This window comes from Phytohabitans rumicis (assembly GCF_011764445.1).
In the GTDB taxonomy this organism is placed as follows: Bacteria; Actinomycetota; Actinomycetes; order Mycobacteriales; family Micromonosporaceae; genus Phytohabitans; species Phytohabitans rumicis.
Window position 1 is genome coordinate 521908 of record NZ_BLPG01000002.1, and the last position, 20575, is coordinate 542482.

The 20575-nt window shown below is 72.6% G+C and carries 21 protein-coding genes and 1 pseudogene; 9 read left to right on the forward strand and 13 right to left on the reverse strand.

What is annotated here, in order from left to right; all coding sequences use genetic code 11:
• Nucleotides 1-2: 2 nt before the first annotated feature.
• From Prum_RS46040 to Prum_RS46045, 3 genes are read right to left on the reverse strand one after another with little or no spacing between them, the layout of a single operon-like run.
• Nucleotides 3-1046 (reverse strand): LacI family DNA-binding transcriptional regulator, encoded by a 1044-nt coding sequence (locus Prum_RS46040; protein ID WP_246278779.1) that lies wholly within the window; start codon nucleotides 1044-1046, stop codon nucleotides 3-5.
• Between the two features lie 58 nt (nucleotides 1047-1104).
• On the reverse strand, nucleotides 1105-1608 hold the full coding sequence (locus Prum_RS50420; RefSeq protein ID WP_218577908.1) for a hypothetical protein: 504 nt from the start codon (nucleotides 1606-1608) through the stop codon (nucleotides 1105-1107).
• Nucleotides 1548-3011 carry a DUF2264 domain-containing protein gene (locus tag Prum_RS46045; protein WP_218577909.1) on the reverse strand — a complete coding sequence of 488 codons (1464 nt, stop codon included), beginning with the start codon at nucleotides 3009-3011 and terminating at the stop codon, nucleotides 1548-1550. The genes Prum_RS50420 and Prum_RS46045 overlap by 61 nt, the downstream gene beginning before the upstream one ends.
• A gap of 150 nt (nucleotides 3012-3161) precedes the next feature.
• On the opposite strand from Prum_RS46045, the gene Prum_RS46050 reads away from it, so the two are divergent.
• From Prum_RS46050 to Prum_RS55620, 3 genes and pseudogenes are all read left to right on the forward strand, one after another.
• The gene (locus Prum_RS46050; protein ID WP_173085639.1) at nucleotides 3162-5885 is read left to right on the forward strand and encodes an exo-rhamnogalacturonan lyase family protein; all 2724 of its coding nucleotides are present in this window, start codon (nucleotides 3162-3164) and stop codon (nucleotides 5883-5885) included.
• Nucleotides 5882-7633, forward strand: a pseudogene (locus Prum_RS50425) (rhamnogalacturonan lyase family protein); the annotation flags it as partial. The gene Prum_RS46050 and the pseudogene Prum_RS50425, both read left to right, overlap by 4 nt.
• Before the next feature lie 92 nt (nucleotides 7634-7725).
• On the forward strand, nucleotides 7726-8100 hold the full coding sequence (locus Prum_RS55620; RefSeq protein WP_371871434.1) for a rhamnogalacturonan lyase family protein: 375 nt from the start codon (nucleotides 7726-7728) through the stop codon (nucleotides 8098-8100).
• A gap of 65 nt (nucleotides 8101-8165) precedes the next feature.
• Here Prum_RS55620 and Prum_RS46060 read toward each other — a convergent pair whose 3' ends face one another.
• Nucleotides 8166-8387: a hypothetical protein gene (locus Prum_RS46060; protein ID WP_173085641.1), complete on the reverse strand. Its 222-nt coding sequence runs from the start codon at nucleotides 8385-8387 to the stop codon at nucleotides 8166-8168.
• A gap of 464 nt (nucleotides 8388-8851) precedes the next feature.
• The gene (locus Prum_RS46065; protein WP_173085643.1) at nucleotides 8852-9223 is read right to left on the reverse strand and encodes a hypothetical protein; all 372 of its coding nucleotides are present in this window, start codon (nucleotides 9221-9223) and stop codon (nucleotides 8852-8854) included.
• Between the two features lie 432 nt (nucleotides 9224-9655).
• On the opposite strand from Prum_RS46065, the gene Prum_RS46070 reads away from it, so the two are divergent.
• Complete coding sequence (locus Prum_RS46070) at nucleotides 9656-11101, forward strand: NsdA family TPR-like regulatory protein (RefSeq protein ID WP_173085645.1); 1446 nt, start codon at nucleotides 9656-9658, stop codon at nucleotides 11099-11101.
• A 96-nt stretch (nucleotides 11102-11197) separates the two neighbouring features.
• On the opposite strand, the gene Prum_RS46075 is transcribed toward Prum_RS46070, so the two are convergent.
• Nucleotides 11198-11572 (reverse strand): VOC family protein, encoded by a 375-nt coding sequence (locus tag Prum_RS46075; RefSeq protein WP_173085647.1) that lies wholly within the window; start codon nucleotides 11570-11572, stop codon nucleotides 11198-11200.
• Nucleotides 11573-11763: 191 nt separating this feature from the next.
• Nucleotides 11764-12435, reverse strand: a complete 672-nt coding sequence (locus Prum_RS46080; RefSeq protein ID WP_218577911.1) for a siderophore-interacting protein — start codon at nucleotides 12433-12435, stop codon at nucleotides 11764-11766.
• 86 nt (nucleotides 12436-12521) lie between these two features.
• Here Prum_RS46080 and Prum_RS46085 point away from each other — a divergent pair, with 86 nt between their 5' ends.
• Genes Prum_RS46085 through Prum_RS46095 form a run of 3 tightly spaced genes read left to right on the forward strand, consistent with a single transcriptional unit; the run spans nucleotide 12522 to nucleotide 14304 of the window.
• Complete coding sequence (locus Prum_RS46085) at nucleotides 12522-13034, forward strand: SigE family RNA polymerase sigma factor (protein WP_173085649.1); 513 nt, start codon at nucleotides 12522-12524, stop codon at nucleotides 13032-13034.
• On the forward strand, nucleotides 13031-13804 hold the full coding sequence (locus tag Prum_RS46090; RefSeq protein ID WP_173085651.1) for a hypothetical protein: 774 nt from the start codon (nucleotides 13031-13033) through the stop codon (nucleotides 13802-13804). The genes Prum_RS46085 and Prum_RS46090 overlap by 4 nt, the downstream gene beginning before the upstream one ends.
• Nucleotides 13729-14304 (forward strand): hypothetical protein, encoded by a 576-nt coding sequence (locus Prum_RS46095; protein ID WP_173085653.1) that lies wholly within the window; start codon nucleotides 13729-13731, stop codon nucleotides 14302-14304. Before Prum_RS46090 ends, Prum_RS46095 begins: the two co-directional genes overlap by 76 nt.
• A gap of 42 nt (nucleotides 14305-14346) precedes the next feature.
• On the opposite strand, the gene Prum_RS46100 is transcribed toward Prum_RS46095, so the two are convergent.
• The 5 genes from Prum_RS46100 to Prum_RS46120 all read right to left on the reverse strand — a co-directional run bounded on the left by Prum_RS46100 (nucleotide 14347) and on the right by Prum_RS46120 (nucleotide 18134).
• The gene (locus tag Prum_RS46100; RefSeq protein WP_173085655.1) at nucleotides 14347-15213 is read right to left on the reverse strand and encodes an ABC transporter ATP-binding protein; all 867 of its coding nucleotides are present in this window, start codon (nucleotides 15211-15213) and stop codon (nucleotides 14347-14349) included.
• Between the two features lie 9 nt (nucleotides 15214-15222).
• A complete protein-coding gene (locus Prum_RS46105; protein WP_173085657.1) occupies nucleotides 15223-15705 on the reverse strand; it encodes a hypothetical protein in 483 nt (160 codons plus the stop codon).
• A gap of 301 nt (nucleotides 15706-16006) precedes the next feature.
• Nucleotides 16007-16705, reverse strand: coding sequence for a hypothetical protein (locus tag Prum_RS46110; protein ID WP_173085659.1), 699 nt, complete (start codon nucleotides 16703-16705; stop codon nucleotides 16007-16009).
• Nucleotides 16702-17589, reverse strand: coding sequence for an anti-sigma factor family protein (locus tag Prum_RS46115; protein WP_173085661.1), 888 nt, complete (start codon nucleotides 17587-17589; stop codon nucleotides 16702-16704). Before Prum_RS46115 ends, Prum_RS46110 begins: the two co-directional genes overlap by 4 nt.
• Nucleotides 17586-18134: an RNA polymerase sigma factor gene (locus Prum_RS46120; RefSeq protein ID WP_173085663.1), complete on the reverse strand. Its 549-nt coding sequence runs from the start codon at nucleotides 18132-18134 to the stop codon at nucleotides 17586-17588. Before Prum_RS46120 ends, Prum_RS46115 begins: the two co-directional genes overlap by 4 nt.
• Nucleotides 18135-18192: 58 nt before the next feature.
• On the opposite strand from Prum_RS46120, the gene Prum_RS46125 reads away from it, so the two are divergent.
• Both Prum_RS46125 and Prum_RS46130 read left to right on the forward strand, forming a co-directional pair.
• The gene (locus tag Prum_RS46125; protein WP_173085665.1) at nucleotides 18193-19218 is read left to right on the forward strand and encodes an NADPH:quinone reductase; all 1026 of its coding nucleotides are present in this window, start codon (nucleotides 18193-18195) and stop codon (nucleotides 19216-19218) included.
• A gap of 10 nt (nucleotides 19219-19228) precedes the next feature.
• On the forward strand, nucleotides 19229-20173 hold the full coding sequence (locus Prum_RS46130; protein ID WP_173085667.1) for a glycerophosphodiester phosphodiesterase family protein: 945 nt from the start codon (nucleotides 19229-19231) through the stop codon (nucleotides 20171-20173).
• Between the two features lie 79 nt (nucleotides 20174-20252).
• On the opposite strand, the gene Prum_RS46135 is transcribed toward Prum_RS46130, so the two are convergent.
• Nucleotides 20253-20573: an ankyrin repeat domain-containing protein gene (locus Prum_RS46135; RefSeq protein WP_218577912.1), complete on the reverse strand. Its 321-nt coding sequence runs from the start codon at nucleotides 20571-20573 to the stop codon at nucleotides 20253-20255.
• Nucleotides 20574-20575: the final 2 nt, after the last annotated feature.

Consider the following 20575-nt stretch of genomic DNA (forward strand, 5'->3'; position numbering starts at 1 on the left):
ACCTACCCGACGCGGGGGCGGACCGAGTCCCGTACCACCAGGTGGGTGCCGAGGATGACGTGCGGCAGCGTGCCGCCGTGCGCCTCGTGCTCCAGCGCGAGGCGTACGGCGGTGCGCCCGGCCTCCTCGTGGGGCAGGTGCACGGTGGTCAGGTTGAGGTCGAGCGACGGCTGCAGGTCGTCGAAGCCCACCATGGACACGTCGTCGGGCACCCGCAGGCCGTGCTCGGCCAGCGCGCGGCGCGCCCCGCCGGCGACGAGGTCGTTGAGGGCGAACACCGCGGTGAAGTCCGGGGCGCCGGCGGCCAGCCGCTCCTTCATCATCCGGTAGCCCTCGTGCCACTCCATCGTGCCGTCGCGCTCCAGGCCCGGGTCGTGCGGCACGCGGTGGGCGGCCAGCGCCCGCCGGTACCCGGAGAGCCGGCCCTCGGCCGTGAGGTAGCCGGGGCGGCGACCCAGGCACAGGATCCGCTCGTGCCCGGCGGACAGCAGGTGGCTGGTGGCCGCGAACGCGCCCCCGGCGTTGTCGTACTCCACCACGACGGCCGGCACCTCGGGGCCGAGCGGCGGGCGCCCGCACAGCACCAGCCGGGAGCCGATCGCGGCCAGTGAGTGCGCGTACTGGCCCATCCGCTCGCGGTACTTCTCGTCGGCTATCACGTTGCCGACCAGGATGACCGCCTCGGCGTGCTGCTCCCGCATGAACTTGACCATGGCCAGCTCGCGCTCCGGGTCGCCGCCGGTGGTGCCGATCAGGCAGAGCCGGCCCTGCGCCGCCGCCTGGGTCTCCACGCCCTGGGCGACGCTGGCGTACGCCGGGGAGACGACCGAGTTGAGCACGATGGCGACGCTCTTGCTCGGCGTGCCGGCCAGCGCCCGGGCGTGGGCGTTGGCCACGTAGTCCAGGTCCTTGACGGCGCGCATGACCCGGGCCCGGGTGGCCGGCGCGGCCGGGTAGCTGCCGGTCAGGATCCGGGACACGGTCGCGACGGACACGCCGGCCCGGTCGGCCACCTCGCGGATCGTCGCGCGCCGCGCCATCGTCATCCCGTTCCTGTTCCCGCGGGCCAGTTTCGGAAAACGGTTACAGAAACAGATGGTGGTGTCAACCGGCGGGCCAGCGCACGGGTGTGCCGTCGGCCGGATAGCGGGCGTACGCGGGCTCGGCGCCGAGCGTGACCTCGACCCGCTCCCCGTCGGGGAAGGTCAGGGTCACCCGGTCTCCGTCGACCGCCACCGCGACCGACGCGCCGAGCGCGGCCGGGTCGACGCGGTCGCCGGTGAGCGCGACCAGCGAGACGTAGAACGCGGTGCCGCCGGGGTGGTCGGGCGCGGTCAGGTACGGGGTGGCCGAGCACACGCCGTACGCGTTGGCGTCCACCGCGCGGGCGGCGCCGGCGGCGTGGAAGCCGTGCAGGCCGACCGCCACGCTGGCCAGCCCGTCCGGCCGGACGGCGCGGGCCCACCGGGGTCCGGTATGGACGTCCGGCGGGTGGTCGCCGGCCAGCGCGTAGCCGCCGTCGCGCACCGCGCAGCCCTGCGGCGCGGTCACCCGGTGCACGCGCACCTCCCACGGCCCACGCACCACCGACGCCGTCTCCACGCGCACGGGGTCGTCCTCGTACGCCGAGGCGGCGAACCGGTCGTACGCGGCGACCGGCTCGATGCGGCGCCGCCGGGAGACCGTGCCGTCCGGCGCCACCACGGCGAGGTGGCCGTCCACGGCGCGTACCCGGGCCTGCTCGCCGGCCTCGGGGCGGCGTGCGAGGCGTACCCGAAGCGGGTGTAGTGCGGGTCTTCGAGGCCGTCGGCCGCGAGGTGCCGGGCCCGGTCGCTGCCGTGGTTGACCACCCGGACGACGCCGTCGTGCCGGGTGGCGTGCAGCAGCCAGCCGGGCCCGGACATCGCCACCACCTGGTCGCCCTCGTCGAGCGGCGCGGCGCTCTCCCGCACCGTCCACTCCGGATGGTCGGCGGGCAGCAGCAGGCCGAGGAACGCCTTGGCCGCCCAATACGGCGAGGCCGGCCCGGAGTAGAGCTGGGTGCTCGGCAGGAAGCGCTCGTACCAGCCGAGGCCGAGCAGCCCGCGCTCGTCCGGCGCGCCGCGCTCGGCGAAGTGCCGCAGCACGCCGCTGGCGATCCGCCGGGTACGCCCGGCCGGCAGCGGGCTCGCGTCCACCAGCTCGCCCAGCCACAGCGGGGCGACGCAGGCGAACCGGTAGCACAGCGACCGGCCCTGGTGCACCGGCGCCCCGTCCCGGGCGAACATGTGCTGGTACTGGCCCAGGAACGCGCGCAGCCGCTCCCGGTACTTCTCGCCCCGCTCCCGGTCGCCGGACATGCGCGCCCACAGCAGCGGGTACAGGTGCATCGCCCAGCCGGCGTAGTAGTCGAAGCACCGGCCGGCGCCGTCGGTGTACCAGCCGTCCCCGACGTACCACTGCTCGATCCGGTCCAGCCCGGCCTCGATCTGCGCCGGGTCGTGCGGGCCGCCGATGTCGGCCAGGAACTGCTGGACCATCACCGGGAACAGCACCCAGTTGCTCTGCCAGGTCCGCTTGCCGCCGAAGCCGGCCAGCCAGTCCACGACGCGCTCGCGCACCGCCGGGTCGAGCCGGTCGAACAGCCACGGCCGGGTTTCGTGCAGGGCGAGGGCGATCGAGGCGGCCTCCACGATCTGCTGCGAGCAGTCGGCCGCGGCCGGCCAGGCGTACCGGTGGGCGGGGTCGGTGCCGTGGGCGAGGCCCTGCGCGTACCGCTCGATGAGCGCCGCCGGCACCGCCCCGCCGGCACCGGCGATCCGGAACGCGGCGAGCAGGAACGTGCGGGCGAACCCCTCCAGCCCGTCGCTGGACAGGCCCGCGGTGCTGGGCCGGCCGGGCAGGCGGTACTGGGCGGCGCCGGGCACGGCGTACGGCACGACCGCGTCGAGCAGGTGGTCGGCGGCGGCCTCCCAGTGGGCGCGGGTCCACCCGGTGTACGGCGAGAGGAACCCGTCGCCCGGCGGGAGCACGTAAGTTAAAGCGTTTGCATTGATGATCCAGAGCCTAGAGCACGATCAACGCCAGGTACAGCATGGAAATCCGGGTATTGACAGTCGTGGTTGCGCCTGATTCCCTGCATGGCGTAGTAACCGTTTCCACACCTCACGTGGAGGGCCTCCATGCCCACGCTCCCCCGCCGCACCCTCCTGCTGGGAGCCGCGCTCGCCGGGGCGGCGAGCCAACTCCCGGCGCCATCCCGATCCGCCGCCGCGGCGCCGGCCCGCACCGCCACGGCCGCCCCCGCCGACGTACCCCTGCGCTGGCTCGACGGCGGCACGCCCGCCGCGCTGGCCGGCGCGACCTGGGGCGTGCCGTGGCCGCGCGGCACGCTCACCCGCGAGGCGGAGCTGTCCCTGTCCACGGTGGACGGCACGCCGGTGCCGGTGCAGTCCTGGCCGACCGGGTTCTGGCCGGACGGCAGCGTCAAGTGGACCGCGCACGCGATCGGCACCGAGGTGCCGCCGGCCGAGCGGTACGCGCTGCGCCCCGGCCCCGCGGCCGCGCCGGCCACCCCGCTGCGCGTCACCGAGACCGCCAAGGCGATCGACGTGGACACCGGCGTCATCCGCTGCCGGATCGCCCGCCGCGGCCCGGTGCTCGTGCCGTCGATCGCCCGCGGCGACCGCACCACCGCCACCAACGGCACGCTCGTGTGCCTGCGGACGGACACCGCCGACGACGCTCCCGCCGTCGTGCGGACCGAACGGTTCACCAGCACGATCCGCGCGGTGACCGTGGAGCAGCGCGGCCCCGTGCGCGCCGTGATCCGCGTCGAGGGCCGGCACCGCGCCGAGCGCGGACACCGCGAGTGGCTGCCGTTCACCATCCGGCTGTACCTCTACGCCGGCAGCGACGGCATCCGGATGGTGCACACGTTCGTCTTCGACGGCGACGAGCAGAAGGACTTCATCGGCGGCCTCGGCGTCCGCTTCCAGGTGCCGATGGCCGACGCGCCGCACGACCGGCACATCCGGTTCGCCGGGGACGGCGACGGCGTACTCGGTGAGGCCGTGCGCGGCATCACCGGACTGCGCCGCGACCCCGGCGCGGCGGCCCGCGAGGCACAGATCGCCGGCCGCGCCACCCCGGACCCAGCCACCTGGGACGCCCGCGTCACCAGCCGGCTGCACCTCATCCCGGCCTGGGGCGACTACAGCCTGCGGCAGCTGTCCGACGGCTGCTTCGACGTCCGCAAGCGCACCTCCGCCGGCCACGGCTGGGTCCAGGTCGACACCGGCCGCCGCGCCGGCGGGCTCGGGTACGTCGGCGGCGTCTCCGGCGGCCTCGCGTTCGGCATGAAGGACTTCTGGCAGTTGCACCCGACCCAGCTCGACGTCCGGGGCGCGGCCGGTGACACCGCCGAGGTGACCGCCTGGCTCTGGTCGCCCGACGCCACCCCGATGGACCTGCGCTTCTACCACGACGGCATGGGCCAGGACACGTACGCCGAGCAGCTCGAGGGGCTGGAGATCACGTACGAGGACTACGAGCCCGGCTTCGGCAGCCCGTACGGCATCGCGCGCACCACCGAGCTGTCCCTGTGGGCGCTGGACGCCACCCCGACCGCCGACCGGTTCGCCCAGCTGGCCGCCGCCGTCCGGACGCCGCCGCTGATCGTCGCCCCGCCCGAGCACCTGCACGCCGCCGGCGTCTTCGGCGACTGGAGCCCGGTCGACCGCGGCACCCCCGCCCGGCGCGAGATCGAAGACCGGCTGGACTTCCTCGTCGACTTCCACCGCCACCAGGTGGAGCAGCGCTCCTGGTACGGCTTCTGGAACTACGGCGACATCATGCACAGCTACGACCCGGACCGGCACGTCTGGCGGTACGACGTCGGCGGGTACGCCTGGGCCAACTCGGAGCTGTCCCCCGACCTGTGGCTGTGGTACCAGTACCTGCGCTCCGGGCGGGCCGACGTGTTCCGCTTCGCCGAGGCGATGACCCGGCACACCGGCGAGGTCGACGTCTACCACCTCGGCAAGTACCGCGACCTCGGCACCCGGCACGGCGTCCTGCACTGGGCCGACAGCGCCAAGCAGCTGCGCATCAGCACCGCCGTGTACCGGCGCTTCTACTACTTCCTCACCGCCGACGAGCGGACCGGCGACCTGATGCGCGACCTGGTCGACTCCGACCGGACGTTCCTGGTCCTCGACCCGATCCGCAAGATCCGCACCGAGCCGTACGAGCCGGACCCGCACGCGCTGAGCGTCGGCACCGGCACCGACTGGAGCGGCCTGGCCGCGGCCTGGCTCACCGAGTGGGAGCGCGGCGGAGACCCGATCGCCCGCACGAAGCTGCTCAACACGGCCCGCACCATCGCCGCCATGCCGAACGGCTTCATCCAGGGCAGCGGACTGTACGACCTGGACACCGGCGAGTTCGCACCCGCCGCGCCGGTCGTGTCGGTCGGATCGCTCGGCGCGGTGTTCGGCCTCGTCGAGATGTGCAGCGAGTTGATCGACCTGATCGACATGCCCGAATTCACCGACACCTGGCTGCAGTACTGCCGGCTCTACAACGGCACCGCCGCCCAGCAGATCGCCGAGACCGGCTCCTCGTTCGGCAACCTCAACCTGCGCCAGGCCCACTCCCGGCTCACCGCGTACGCCGCCGCCAAGACGGGCAACGCGACCCTGGCGGCGCGGGCCTGGCAGGAGTTCTACACCGGCCACGCCGGCTACCCGCGCAACGCTCCCTGGCGTTCCACGCGGGTCGAGGGCCCCGCCGTGCTCAAGCCGGTCGACGAGGCCAGCTTCGTGTCCACCAACGCCAGCGCCCAGTACGGCCTGGCCGCGATCCAGTGCCTGGCGCTGGTCGGCGACCACTTGGCGCAGTCGTGAAGCGGCTCGCGACGATCGCGTCGGCCGCGATCCTCCTCTCGGGCGCCGGGGTCTTCGTCGCGCTCACCGCGTCCGCCGCGACCACCCGGTACGAGGCCGAGACCGCGCCGGCCACCTGCGACGGCGCCATCGCCGCCAACCACTCCGGCTACTCCGGCACCGGGTTCTGCGACACCAACGCCGCGGTCGGCGCGGCAACGCAGTTCACCGTCACCGCGCCCAGCGCCGGCAGCGCCACTGTGGACATCCGATACGCCAACGGCGGCACCGCCGGCCGGCCCGCCGACGTCAGCGTCAACGGAACGGTCGTGCAGTCCGCGTTCGCGTTCGACGCCACCGGCGCGTGGAACGCGTGGGCCACGCGCACGCTGACCGTGACGCTGAACGCCGGCAGCAACACGATCCGGCTCGCCGCGACCACCGCCTCCGGGCTGGGCAACGTCGACTACGTCGACGTCACCACCGGCGGCACCACCCCCACGCCGACCGGCCGGGTGCTGGAGAACCTCGGCCGCGGCGTCGTGGCCGTACGGACCGGCACCAGCAGCGTCCTGGTCAGCTGGCGGCTGCTCGGGCTCGACCCGGCCGGCATCGGCTTCAACGTGTACCGGTCCACCGCCGGCGCCGCTGAGGTCAAACTCAACTCCGCGGTACTGACCGGCGGCACCAACTATGTGGACACCACGGCCAACCTGGCCCAGTCGAACGCGTACCGGGTCCGCCCGGTGATCGGCGGCGTCGAGCAGGCCGCCAGCGGGGCGTTCACGCTGACCGCCAACCACGCCACCGAGCCAGTCGTACGCCTGCCGCTGCGCGCCGGCGGGCCGGTGAAGTTCGTCTGGGTCGGCGACCTCGACGGCGACGGCGAGTACGACTTCGTCCTGGACCGGCAGACGTCCCCGCAGACCATCGAGGCGTACCGGAGCAACGGCCAGTTCCTCTGGTCGGTCAACATGGGCCCGAACAGCACCAACCAGGACAACATCGAGGGTGGATCGTCCACCATCGACGTCGGCCACAACGACGGCGTCACGGTGTACGACTTCGACAACGACGGCCTCGCCGAGGTCGCGCTGCGGATCGCCAACGGCGTCGTGTTCGGCAACGGAACCACGTTCACCAACAGCAACAACAACCTCCAGTTCATCGCCATCCTCAATGGACAGACCGGCGCGTTGCGGGCCACCGCTCCGGTGCCGACCGACTACCTGGCCGACGGCCCGCTGTACGCCCGCTTCGGCGTCGGCTACCTCGACGGCGTCAACCCGAGCCTGGTCGCGTTCATGAAGAACCGGATCGGCACCGGCGACTTCAACCTCGTGATGGCCGCCTGGCGGTTCACCGGCGGGGCCGTGACCCAGCAATGGAAGTGGCTGCGCGGCAGCCAGAACGCCCCCGACGGGCACAACACCCGCATCATCGACGTCGACGGCGACGGCCGCGACGAGGTCGCCGAGATCGGGTTCGTCCTCAACGGCAACGGCACTCTGAAGTACTCGCTGGGCCCGCAGGGCATCATCCACGGCGACCGCTTCCACATCGCGAAGATGGACCCCAACCGCGCCGGCCTGCAGGGGTACGGCGTCCAGCAGGACAACCCCAGCGGACTGCGCGAGTACTACTACGACGCGGGGACCGGCGCCATCATCTGGCGGCACGTCGAGGCCGGCGTCGGCGACGTCGGGCGCGGCATGGCCGGCGACATCGACCCGCGCTTCCCCGGCATGGAAGTGTGGTCGTTCTCGGGCCTCTACAACGCCCCACCAACCAGCTCGCCGAGCCGAACCCCACGCTGCGCCCCTGGCCGCACCTGGGCCTGTGGTGGGACGGCGACACCACAATGGAACTGCTCAACGACGGCAAAATCGAGAAGTGGAACCCGGCCGCCCCGACCGCGACCGGCAGCGTCCCCCGGCTGGTCAGCACCTGGAACTACGGCTCCGTCAACGCGTCCGGCGGCCCGAACCCGACGTTCCACGGCGACATCCTCGGCGACTGGCGCGAAGAAGTCGTATACACCAACGCCAGCTACAACGAGCTGATCATCTTCACCACGAACCAGCCGTCAAGCACCCGGCTCTACGCGCTCGCGCACAACCCCGCGTACCGCAACGCCATGACACTCAAGGGATACGTGCAGTCCCACCACGTCGACTACTTCCTCGGCGCCGGCATGGCCACGCCGCCACGCCCGAACATCACCTACGCCCCCTAGAACCGACTCCGACGACGCATGCGGCGTACCGGCGACACTCACGCCGGTACGCCGCGCCGAACTGGTCACTGTCCTCGTTCGAGGCTTGACTCGCCGCCCAGCCGCCCAGCCGCCCAGCCGCCCAGCCGCCCCGTCGCGACCACCGTCACGGTCGTACGCGGGTTGGCCCCGGCGGTCGGTTGGTGGATCCGCGAGGGTGACTGCCGACGGCGGGCGGATTCATCGGCGCCAGCGAGCGACCGCCCGGCCACGGCGGTGCGCCGATCAAGGACCAGGCCGTCGATCAAGGGCAAACGGTCGTGGATTGGAGATCAAAGCACGACCGTTCGTCCTTGATCGGCGGGCATTCCCTAGATCGGCGCCGCGCGGCGGCCCGGGTACAAGGCGCCGGGTTCTTGAATGCCTCAGTCCGCCTCGTCTCCATACCGACGGTGGATCGAGCCTCCAATGTGGACGTGGCCAACCTTCCTCTACGACACGCCCACGACACGCGCGAGATGCTCCCTGATCAACGGATTGGTCGCCGAACGGGGCCAGTGATCTTCGCACGCGTGTACGACAATGGATGGGTGATGCCGGATGTGTTGACGCAGCTCAAGGCCACGGCCGACGCTGCCGTCCACACGCCCACCTGGTCGTTACGCGACGAGGATCTGGTCGAGTGTTTGGACGCCCATGAGGTGCAAAAGCTCCTCCCGCCAGGCCGCCAGCCACGGGGTCAGGCCGAGTACGTGCGGTAACACTGTGGCTGTCATGCCCATGCCATGTACCCGTCAACGAGCGTCAGCAGTACCGGGCGGTCAGCGGCTACGACGACGACCGCTGCCATGCCCGGCATCACGACCAACCGCGTGACCATAGCTTGGGACGGCGCTCCAGCAAATGGCGTAGCGACCGCTTCGTTGGCGGAAGGGGCACCGTGCGCCCAGCCGGACACATGCGAGGGCGCCATGAAGCCAAGCTCGGCATCGGTTGTCACCCTGAGCACCGCGCGAAGGGCGGCGCGGTAGTCGGCCGTCGGATAGCGCCGAACGCCGCGCTCGAGGCGGCTGACATAGTGCGCATTCATGGCAGACACTCGCCCGGTGGCGAGGTAAACATGAGCGTTGACCGCCTCAGCCACCTCTTGACGCGACATTGGCCGCCCGGAGTCGGATGGTGACGGCGTCCTGAGTCGCGCTTGTCGCAACCAGGTATTGGGACGACGCACTCTGGGCCCTATATCGGCGCTACTGGAATCGATCTCGGCAACGGTCACAGAACCTCCTCCGACCTGCGCGGCCTTGCTGACGGCGGCACCCGGCCGGACGGAGTCCATGCGTCGCGTCCGGCCGGGGCCTTTCGGCGGCACCCGGCGGTGGGCGTCCCTGCTCGGAATAGGAACCCCTGGATGCCGTGAACCACTGTGAGTGGGTTGGCTGCCCCATACGGAGACCGAGGAATTCCTAGGCGGGGGTGCGCGAAAGGTGCGCGGCGATTCCCCGACCGCTGCGGCAGAGCTACCTTCTGCGCGACAATTGATATCTATGTCCGGCAAGAACCCCAGGAGGCTGCAGTGAAGCTGCCCAAGCAGGTCGCCAATCCAGGGCTTGCCGCGCTCATTCAGGGCTCAGGCTTTCCATCCCTGGAGCGGTTCGCCAACGCCGTCAACCTGCGCGGCTGGGAGATGCACGGCGTCAAGCTCAGCTACGACCACGTCAGCGTCAAACGCTGGCTGGGCGGAAGCGTCTGCCAGAACCCAGACGTGGTCGCCGCCGTGCTCAGCGACGCCTGGGGCATCACGGTGCCAGCGACCGTCGTCTGGCCCGAGTTGCGCAGTGGCGATGGGCCTACGCCCGCCCACTTACAGCCGTGGGCCACCGCCCGTACCCTGGAAAACCTAGGGGCGTTGATTGGATGCGACATGCTGACCAGGCGGGAAGCGCTAGCCGCAGCGGTCAGCGCTGCGACCGGCGCATCGTTCGTCGACCCGATCGCGCGCTGGCTCACCGTCCCTGTAGGTGGCGTTGACCCCAGCATCGGTAATGGCGGCCGTATCGGGACCGCCGACGTGAAGCGGATCGAGCAGTCGACACGCTACTTCGCGGCCACTGACGCTGAGGTCGGCGGCGGTCTGAGTCGCGAAGCAGCGGTCGGCCAACTCAAGTACGCCGTCGATCTCATGCAGCACGGCAGCTACACCGCGACCGTCGGAAACCAGCTACTCGCAGCCGTCGCCGGACTCGCCGGCATGGTCGGTTGGATGTGCCACGACTCCGGCATGAGCGGCCCAGCCCAGCGCTACCTCACCTACGGCCTCCAAGCGGCCCGGGAATCCACCGACCCCAGAGCACAACTCCTCGTCGTCGGAATCCTCGCCGACATGGCCCGTCACATGCGCTGGCTCGGCCGCCCGGACACCGCAGTCCGGCTCCTGGACCTCGCCCTCAACCAGCTCCCCCAGGACCGCAGCCGCTTCAACACGGTGCGAGCGATCCTCAGCAGCCAGAAAGCCTGGGCACTGGCCTATCACGGGCGCGGCTGCGTACCGGAAGTGGAGAATGCCCTCGCCCTGTCGTTCGACCTCTACGCCCAAGCCGACGACCACGATCGCCTCGCCGCCGATCCGCTCAACCTGGCACACGTACGGCCCTCCATCGACGCCTCCGAAGCCGAGCTGCTGTCGACCGCCTCCTGCGCATATCTCGTGCTGGCCAAGTACGACCGAAGCCTCGCGGGCAAGGCCGAGGACCGCACCCTCCAGACGCTGGCGAGGGCCGGCGAGGGCCGCGGCCGCAACGACGTACTCAACCAAATTCGGCTAGCCCGTGTGCGGTTCGTCGCCGGCGAGCCGGAACAAGCCTGCGACGACGGCGAGCGCGCGGTCGCCCTCGCCACGAACACCGCCTCTGTCATGGTGAGGGTTCGTCTACGCGAGTTGCTCGCCGACTCAGAGCCGTATCACGCTCTACCACGGGTGAACGACCTACGGACTGAGATTCAGACGGTGGCCGCGCGGTAGCGCGCCGAGAGCAAGTTGGTCCTGGATGGAAGTCGCTGCAAGCGGACACGAAGCTGGCCGGGCGCCGCGTGACGGCCGCCCGGCCCGAGGCTGCCGCTACACGTACGGGCGGGTGATCAGTTCGATCGCATGGCCCGCGGGGTCTTTGAAGTAGACTCCGCGGCCGCCATGCCCATTGTTGATTTCGCCGGGGCGGCGCATCTGCGGATCGGCCCAGTGCTCGATGCCGCGGTCGCTCAGTCGCGCGTACGCCCTATCGAAGAGATCGTCGTCGACCAGGAACGCGTAGTGCTGCATTTGAATCTCCACCGGCGGTTCGGCGAACTGGAGCAGCACGCCGTCGCTGAGTTGGACGTTGGTAAACACACCCCAGGACGGCGCTTCCGGAACTTCCAGCAGCTCGCGGTAGAACCGGGCCGATTCGTTGCGATCCTTGGCGGCGATGATGGTGTGGTTGAAACTGACTGCCATTCGGCTGACCTCCCTGTTGTTCGACACGACGATGACGGGACCTGGTGAGCGTCGATCGCTCGGAGGCCCGCGTGCCGAATCGGCCGGGTGCTCACGAAGCACCCGCCGGTCGATCAGCTGTCCACCGGGTCGCCAATCCGTGCGTGGCGTGGCGCCGGTCCGGTGTTCATGACGGCTGACGGTACCGGAGGCTAGTCGAGGCCGCGTTTTCCGGGTGCCCAGAACGCCTTCACGGTCACCGCCTCGCGCGGCCAGCCGCGCTCGGTCCGAAGGTGACGGCGTACCGCCTGGCAGGCGCGGGCCTCGCCGGCGACGTACGCCACGCCCGGTTCGGCGGGCAGGTCGAGGGCGCGGAGCGCGGCGACCAAACCGTCCCGGCCGATCCACTCGAACCCGTCGACGCGGGCCAGCGGCAGGCGGTCGTCCGGCCGTTCGGTCTCGATGACGCCGTACGCCCGGGCGTCCGCGGGCAGCGCGCACAGCATCGGCCCGAACGCCACCGAGGCCGTCTCGTCCCCGACGAACAGGTGGTACGGGGCGTCGTCGCGCAGCGTCAGCCGACCCTGGGGACGGGTGAACGCGACCGGGTCGCCGGCGCCGATACGCCGGGCCCAGCGGGCTCCGGGGCCGCCGGCCGGGTGGTCCAGCACGCACAGGTCCAGGTGCTCGCCGTCGGTGTAGTCCCAGACCGAATAGGAACGCAGGCGCAGGTCCTCGACGCGTACCCGGACGTGCTGGCCGGGGGTCCAGTCCAGACCGCGCAGCGCGTCCCCGACGACGCGGACGCGCCGCATCCGGGGCGTGACGGCCGCCACCTCGGCGACCGTCGCCCGGACAAGAAAGTGATCCATCAGGTTTCGCACGCCGGTAACCGTGCCGGTTCATGTGCGCATGAAGTCAAGTACCCCTCCATCCGGGGTCCGGCGCGCGTGTTCGTAGTGTGCCCGCCATGCCCCCGGCCCCCGAGGACTCGTTCCGCGACTACGTGCACGCACGGGTCGCGGCGCTGTCGCGCTCGGCGTACCTGCTGACCGGCGACCCCCACCTGGCCGAGGACCTGGTCCAGCAGACCCTGGTACGGGTCGCCGCGCACTGGGAGCGGATCCTGGCCGGCGGCGACCCCGACGCGTACGTGCGGCGAACCCTCTACCACCAGCACATCTCCTGGTGGCGGCGGTGGCGGCGGGAGCCGGTGCCGGTCGAGCGGCTGCCCGAGCCGGCCGCGGTCGAGCCGCACGGGCCGCTGGACACCGCGATCGCGGTCCGCGGCGCGCTGCGCCGGCTGGCCCCCAAGCAGCGGGCGGTGCTCGTGCTGCGCTACTTCGAGGACCTCACCGAGGCGCAGACCGCCGTGGCGCTCGGGGTCTCCATCGGGACCGTCAAGAGCCAGACCCGCGACGCCCTCGCCCGGCTCCGCACTCTCGCCCCCGACCTGGCCGAACTCCAGGAGGTGTCCCGATGACCACCCGCCTGTCCCAGGCGCTCGCCGACGCCGCCGAGTTGGCTGTCCGCGTACCCGTGCCGGATGACCTGTGGCGGCGCGGGCGCCGCAGCCGGCGGCGGCGCCGGGCCGCCGCGGCGCTGGCCTGCCTGGTGCTCGCCGCGGCGGTGGCCTGGCTGCCGGTACGCGCGGGGACCGCGCCCGAGCCGGTCGGCGCCGGACCGGAGGTGCTGCCCAGCGCGGTCGCTGATCCGCACCTGTGGCAGCAGACGTTCGTCGGCGACCCGAACGGCCCGGCGAAGCTCGTGTTCACCACCGGCCACAGCCTGAACCTGGAGACGGCGGTGGTGCTGATCGGGACCGACGACAGCTATCGGCTGATCTATCTGCCGCCGGGCGGGGAGCCGGGCTCGCTGTCGCCGGACGGGCGCTGGCTGCTGCGGCACGACCTGCTCGACCTGGCCACCGGCGAGACCCGCGGGCTGGAGCGGCGGCTCACCGGGTACCTGCCGGCGGTGTGGGCGGCGGACAGCCGCACCGCCCTGGGCGTCGTCGGCGGCGACGGCGGCACCTCCTACGGCCCGGACGGGAAGGAGATCCCACCCCGGACGAGGAGGTCGTGCTCGTCGACGTCGCTACCGGCGCGGTGCGGACGCTCACCACGATCCCCGGGAACTCCCGGTGGTGGGCGGCGTTCGCGCCGGACGGCCGCCGGGTGGCGGTCCAGGCGGCGGACGGCGGGGAGACCAGCTCGCTGCGGATCCTGGACACCGCCACCGGTACGACGCTGAGCACCGTCACCCTGACCACGCGGCAGCGGCTGGCCGGGCCGGCCGCGTGGACGCCCGACGGCACCCAACTCCTGCTCGCGGCCGGCGGCTGCGCGTGGACGGACTACTGCCCGGAGCAGACCTGGCGGGTGCAGCGCCTCGACGTCGCCACCGGCGCCGTCACCGACGGGACGGCCGGCGACCGGCCGGGCGACCCTTCCCTGGTCGCCTGGCGTGCGGGTGCACCCGTCATCCAGCAGGACCGCGGCGCCGGCCTCGGCTGCGACATGATCGTCCTCACCGCGGCCCACGCCGAGACCCTGCCGCTCACCGTGGCCGGCCACGGATGCGCCCAGTACGCCCGCGACCTGCTCGAAGAGGGCACGGTCGGCGGCACCGCGATCGAGCCGTCGCCCTGGCAGGCGCAATGGTGGGTGTACGTCCCGGCGTCCATGGTGCTCGCCGGGCTCGTCATGCTGGCCTGGCGCCTCGTACGCCATCGGCGCCGACCGACCCGCTGAGTACGCGGGCTCAGCCGGCGGTGGGTAGCGGCGGCGATCGGGTCAGGACCGGCTCTGGGCCAGCGCCAGGTATCCGTCCTCCAGGTTCGGCTCGACGGACTCCGCCGCGACGGCGGGCGGCGTGGGCGCGACGACGCGGTAGCGCATGCCGCCGTCGTGGGGGACCGCCGAGACGACCGTCCCGGCGGTGGGGGCCGGCCCGGCGGTGACGACCGTCCACACCCGACGCTCGGCCTGCCGGGTCAGCTCGTCCACCGTGCCGCGGAACGTGAGCCGACCGCGGGACAGCACGGCGAGCTCCCGGCAGGTCTGCGCGATGTCGTCGACGATGTGGGTGCTCAGCAGCACCGTACGGGCTCCGGCGAGCTGGGCGAGCAGGGTCCGGAACCGGATCCGCTCCTCGGGGTCGAGCCCGGCGGTGGGTTCGTCGACGATGAGCAGCCGCGGGTCGGCGAGCAGGGCCTGCGCGATGCCCACCCGCCGGCGCATGCCGCCGGAGTACCCGCGCAGCCGCCGGTCGGCGTCGGCGGTCAGCGCGACCACCTCGAGCAGCTCGCCCACCCGGCGCCGCCGGGCCGCCGTGTCGTCGACGCCCTTGAGCAACGCGATGTAGTCCAGGAACTCGCGGGCGGTCAGGTCGGGGTAGACGCCGAGATCCTGCGGCAGGTAGCCGAGCGTGCGCTGGACGGCCTGCCGCCCGGCCCGGGTGGTCACGTCGTGGTCGCCGATCCGGACCCGGCCGGCGGTGGGCCGCAGCAGTCCGGCGAGGATGCGCATCAGCGTGGTCTTGCCGGCGCCGTTCGCCCCGAGCAGCCCGAACATGCCGGTCGGCACGACCAGGTCCAGCCCGTCCAGCGCCGCCACGCCACCCTTGTAAAGCTTGGTCAGCCCGGTGATGTCGATTCGCAACGTGGTCTCCTATCGGGTGGTACGGGCGCGGGCCGCCTCGGCGGCGTACAGCACGAGCGCGGCGATGGCGAGCAGGATGGCGATGGACAGCCACGCGGTGAACGGGGTGGGGTCGGGGCGCAGGAAGTTCAGGCTGGCCCCCGGTTGCGGGCCGACGAGGGTGCCGTCGCGGCTGCTGAAGCCGAACAGCACCCGCATCGGGTAGTCGCCGATCGGCGCGATCACGGTCTGCGCCAGGGTGGGCATCGCGACCGGGCTGATCGCGTTGCCCCAGAACCAGTACCCGACGAACAGCACCCGGAACAGCGGCGCCGGCAGGAGGAGCGGGACGGCGAGCGCGAACGCGCCGACGAACAGCACCGCCGGCGCGACGACCGTGGCGAAGATGGCCAGCGCCCAGGGCAGCGCGGCGTACTCGCCGGAGACCGCCGCGTACACGGCGGCGAACCCGAAGAACAGCAGCGCGACGGGCACCGCGGCGGCGGCGCACACCCCGGCGTACTTGCCGACCAGGCGGCCCCCGGGGACGCGGGGGTGGCGTCCAGGATCGCCGCCACGCCGAGCTTCCGGTCGCGGATCAGCCGGTCGGCGAGCAGGCAGCCGTACCCGACCGGGAGGAACAGGTTGAGCAGCAGCGCGGCCTGCACCATGACGTACTTGGGGTCGTCGTCGCGCAGGAATTCGCGGAACTGCTCAAAGCTGATCACGCCCAGCAGGGCGACCATGATGCCCATGGTGATCCACATGGATCGCTTGCGCAGCATCATGCGCAGCTCGTAACGCGCGGTCGCGGTCACTCCGCCTCCTCACCGATGAGCCGTTCGGCGCGGCCGACCAGCAGCCATCCGGCGTACCCGAGCGCGACCCCGGTGGCGACGAGGGTCAGCCGGTTCGCCAGCCAGTCCCCGGGCACGGTGCCCCGGGTCGTCGCGAACAGGTACAGCAGCCGCGACCACTGGTGCTCCTGCCACCCGCCGGCGAAGAGCTGCTGCAGGATCCACAGCACGGCTACCAGCCCGCTGGCCGGCGCCGGCCCGCGGAACACCGCGCCGGCGAGGAAGCCGGCCGCGGCGAGCCACAGGGTGGGCGCGAGCCACACGAGCTGGCCGACGAACGCGCCGTGCGCCTCCGGCCAGCGCGCCCACCAGCCGGTGACCACGAGCACCGCGACGATGAGGACGGCCACCAGCGCGGTCCAGCCGACCGCGATGGCCAGCCGGCGCACCAGGGTCGCCCGGTACGGGGTCGGCAGGGTCAGGTGCAGTTCGGCGGCCGGGTCGCGGCCGATCAGCGACGCGGCGCCGATCCCGGCCACCAGCGGCATCGCCATCTCGACCGAGTTGAACAGGTTGCGCATGGCCTCGCTCTCGGCGCCGGCGGTGCCGTTGGCGAGGGTGACGGCGACGACGAGGCCGGCGACCAGCGGTGGGGCCAGTAGCGCGGCCCGCCCGGTGCGGCGCACCTCGTGCCGCCACAAAGACAGTGGTTTCACAGCAGGTGGGTAGCGCCGGAGCGCCGGACAGGTTCACCGCGGCCGGCGAGAATCACCGCGACGAGCGCCAGCGCCGCCGCCACCGCCGCGGTGCCCGCGTTGGTGGCCCACACCAGCCGGGACACCTCGACCAGCGCGGTCACGTCCGCGAACGCGCTGCCGGCCAGCACCCGCAGCGCCCACAGCGCCAGCGCCGCACCGATCGCGACGTCCGGGCCGACCCACACCACCAGCACCAGGCACAGCGCCGACAGCAGCGCCATCGGCCCCAGCCAGGCGACCACCAGCGCCCACAGGCCGCCCGCGTCGGCGCCGACCAGGGCCACCGCGCCGGACGCCGCCAAGGCCAGCAGCAGGTCGTACCCGAACACGAGGGTGATCCGCACGAGCAGGATCAGCCGCGGCGACGTCGGTGTCGCCGCGACCACCTCGAACGCCGGGTCGCGCTGCGGCCCGTACGCGCCGCTGATGCCGGCCGCCGCGACGAGCGGCGCGACGAGCGCGAGGATCTCTCCGGCCCAGCCGTCCGCCGTCGCGCCCTGGATGGCGGCCAGGACCACGCCGAGCGCCATCACCAGCGCCGACGCCACAAGCACCGACGGCCGCAGCAGCCGCGCCTCGGCACGTACCAGCGCAAAGGTGAACCACCGCGGGCGCCGCGCGATCGGCTGGGGCTCGGCCAGCGCGCTGCGCACCATCACCCGATACACCAGGTCGTCGGCCGGCGGCGCGCCGGCCGTGCCGGCGCGGGCCGCGGACGCCAGCCCGACCCAGCCGGCCAGGTCCGCGCGGCAGTCGGCGCAGACCGCCAGATGGTCTTCGACGTGGGTACGCTCCGCGGCCGTCAGCGTGCCGGCCGCGTACTCCGCCAGCCGTTCTTTCATTCCGGTACCCCCTGGGTGGCGAGCGTGCGGGCCAGCGCGGCTCGGGCGTGGTGCAGGCGGCTCTTGACCGTCCCCACCGGGACACCGAGGATCTCGGCGACGTCCGCCAACGGCAGTCCCGCGACGAACACCAGCCCGATCACCTCCCGGTGGTGGTCGGGCAGCCGGCGGACCGCCTCCGCGACCGGGGTGCCGCCGGCCGCGGCGATCGCCAGCTCGTCCGGGCCGGGCGCGTGGTCCGGGTGGTCCACGGGCTGCATCGGGGCGGGCGGCGGCGTGCCCCGCAGCCGGTAGTACGCCTGCCGCCGCGCCACCCCGAACAGCCAGGTGGTGACCCGCGACCCGCCCGCGTAGCCGCCGGCGGACCGCCACACCGCGAGCATGGTGTCCTGGAGGACCTCCTCGGCGGTCATCCGGTCACCGGTCAGTCGCAACAGGTAGCCGAACAGTCGCCCGGCGTGCGCCTCGTACAGCCGGGCCAGCGCGGCGCTGTCACCCTGCGCCACCCGCCCCAGCAGCGCGGCGTCCCCGTTCTCTGCCAGCATCACCTGGTGTGTAGCACTCCCGCCCCGGAAAGGTTCACGGCACGGCAAGATGGGTGGAATGCGAGCGGTCGTCTACACGCGCACCGGCGACGCGTCGGTGCTGGAACTGGTCGAACGCCCGGTGCCCCAGCCCGGCCCGGGTGAGGTGCTGGTCCGGGTCGCGGTCTCCGGGGTCAACCCGACCGACTGGAAGTCGCGCCGCGGCGACGGGTCGGGCGCCCCGCCGCCGGCCGGCTGGCAGATCCCCAACCAGGACGGCGCCGGCGTGATCGAGGCGGTCGGCGGGGGCGTCGACGCGGCCCTGATCGGCGAGCGGGTGTGGATCTGGGAGGCCGCCTGGCAGCGACCCTGGGGTACGGCGGCCGAGTACACGCTCGTGCCGGCCCGCCAGGTGGTCCGGCTCGGCGCGGCCTCGTTCGACCTGGGGGCGGGCCTCGGCATCCCGTTCCTGACCGCGCACCGCTGCCTGACCGCCGGCGAGACGCTGCCGGACCGCCTCAACCCCGGCGCGCTGGCCGGCCGGGTCGTGCTGGTGCAGGGCGGCGCCGGCGCGGTCGGCAACGCGGCGGTCCAGCTCGCGCGGTGGGCGGACGCCACGGTGATCGCGACGGTCAGCGGCCCGTCGAAGGCGCAGCTGGCGGCGGCCGCGGGCGCCGACCACGTGATCGACTACCGGCGGCAGGACGTCGTCGCCGAGGTCCACAAGGTCGCACCGCACGGGGTGGACGCCGTGGTCGAGGTCGCCCCCGCCACGAACGCCGAGGTCGACGCGCGGGTCGTGGCCCGCCACGCGGTGGTGTCGGTGTACGCCGACGACGGGCCGCTCACGCTGCCGGTGCGCGCGCTGATGGTGCCGAACGCACGGTGGCAGTTCGTGCTGGTCTACACCCTGCCCGAGGCGGCCAAGGCACACGCGGTCAACGACGTCGCCGACGCGGCCGCCGAGGGCGCGATCCGGGTCGGCCCGGAGGCGGGCCTGCCGCTGCACTACTACCCGCTGGACGAGACCGCGCGGGCGCACGCCGAGGTGCAGGCCGGCGCGGTCGGCAAGGTGCTGATCCTCACCAGCGACGTCAGAGGGTGATACTGGGTCGATGGGCGTTGATGGACACTTCCTCCGGCGCGCCGCCGCCGCCACGACGACCTCGATGACCTCGATGACCGTACTGGCTCTCGCCATCACGCCGGGTGGCCCGGCCCAGGCCGCCGCCGGGCCCGGCAATTCCTGGCTGGCCGAGCGGTTCCTGCACATCGCGCACCAGGGCGGTGAGAGCGAGGCACCGTCGAACACCATGTACGCGTACCGGCAGGCGGTCGCCGCCGGCGCCGACATGCTGGAACTGGACGTGCACTCGACCGCCGACGACGTCCTGGTCGCGATCCACGACGCCACCGTCAACCGCACCACCGGCGGGACCGGGCGGGTCCGCGACCAGACCTACCGCGAGGTGCGCGCCCTGGACGCCGCCTACAACTTCGTGCCAGGTCGCAACGCGGTCCCCGGGCTGCCGCCGGAGTCGTACCCGCTGCGGGGCGTGCGCACCCACGACCGCCGGCCGCCACGCGGCTACCAGGCAGCCGACTTCGCGATCCCGTCGCTGCGCCAGGTGCTCACCGGGTTCCGGCGGGTGCCGATCAGCATCGAGATCAAGGGTACGAGCGACGCCGACACCGAGTCGTTCCTGCACAACGCGCGGTTGCTCGCCGACCTGCTGACCCGCACCGGCCGTACGAAGGACGTCATCGTGACGTCGTTCAACGACGCGGCGATCGCCGAGTTCCACCGACTGGCGCCGCGGGTGCCGCTGGCACCCGGGCTGACCGGGCTGACCAACTACTTCCTCGCCGGCGTACGGCCGATCGACGGCACGGTCGCCCTCCAGGTGCCGATGACCTTCCAGGGCATCCCGGTCGTCACCCCGCAGTTCGTCGCCCGCGCGCACGCCGACGGGTACGCCGTGCACGTGTGGTTCAGCGGCACCGCCCCGAGGACGAGCCCACCTACAACGCGGTCATCGACGCGGGCGCGGACGGCCTGATGACCTCCTGGCCGACCGTGCTGGAGCGGATCCTCGACGAGCGCGGCATCCCCCGCCCCCGGCGCTGCCCGGCGCTGCGCTAGCCGCCGCCACGCCCCCAGCCTTCGAATAGGCATGAGGCGAGCCAGTGACCGTTGACGAAGGCAACGTGCTCGGCGGTGGGACCTACGCCGCCGGCCGACCCCCGGCGCGGGTCGGCGCCGAGAGCCAGCAGCAGCGCGGTCGTGTCGACGTGCAGCGGTCCACCGGTCTGGGTATGGGTGTCCAGCTCCACGTCGATGGCGTGGTGCAGCAAGGTGAGGCCGTCGAACTCCTCGTGGATGTTGGCCTCGCCGGTCCGCAGGAGGCGAGCGAGCGTCTCCAGGTCACCGGACTCGACGGCCTCGTGGGCCGCACTCATCT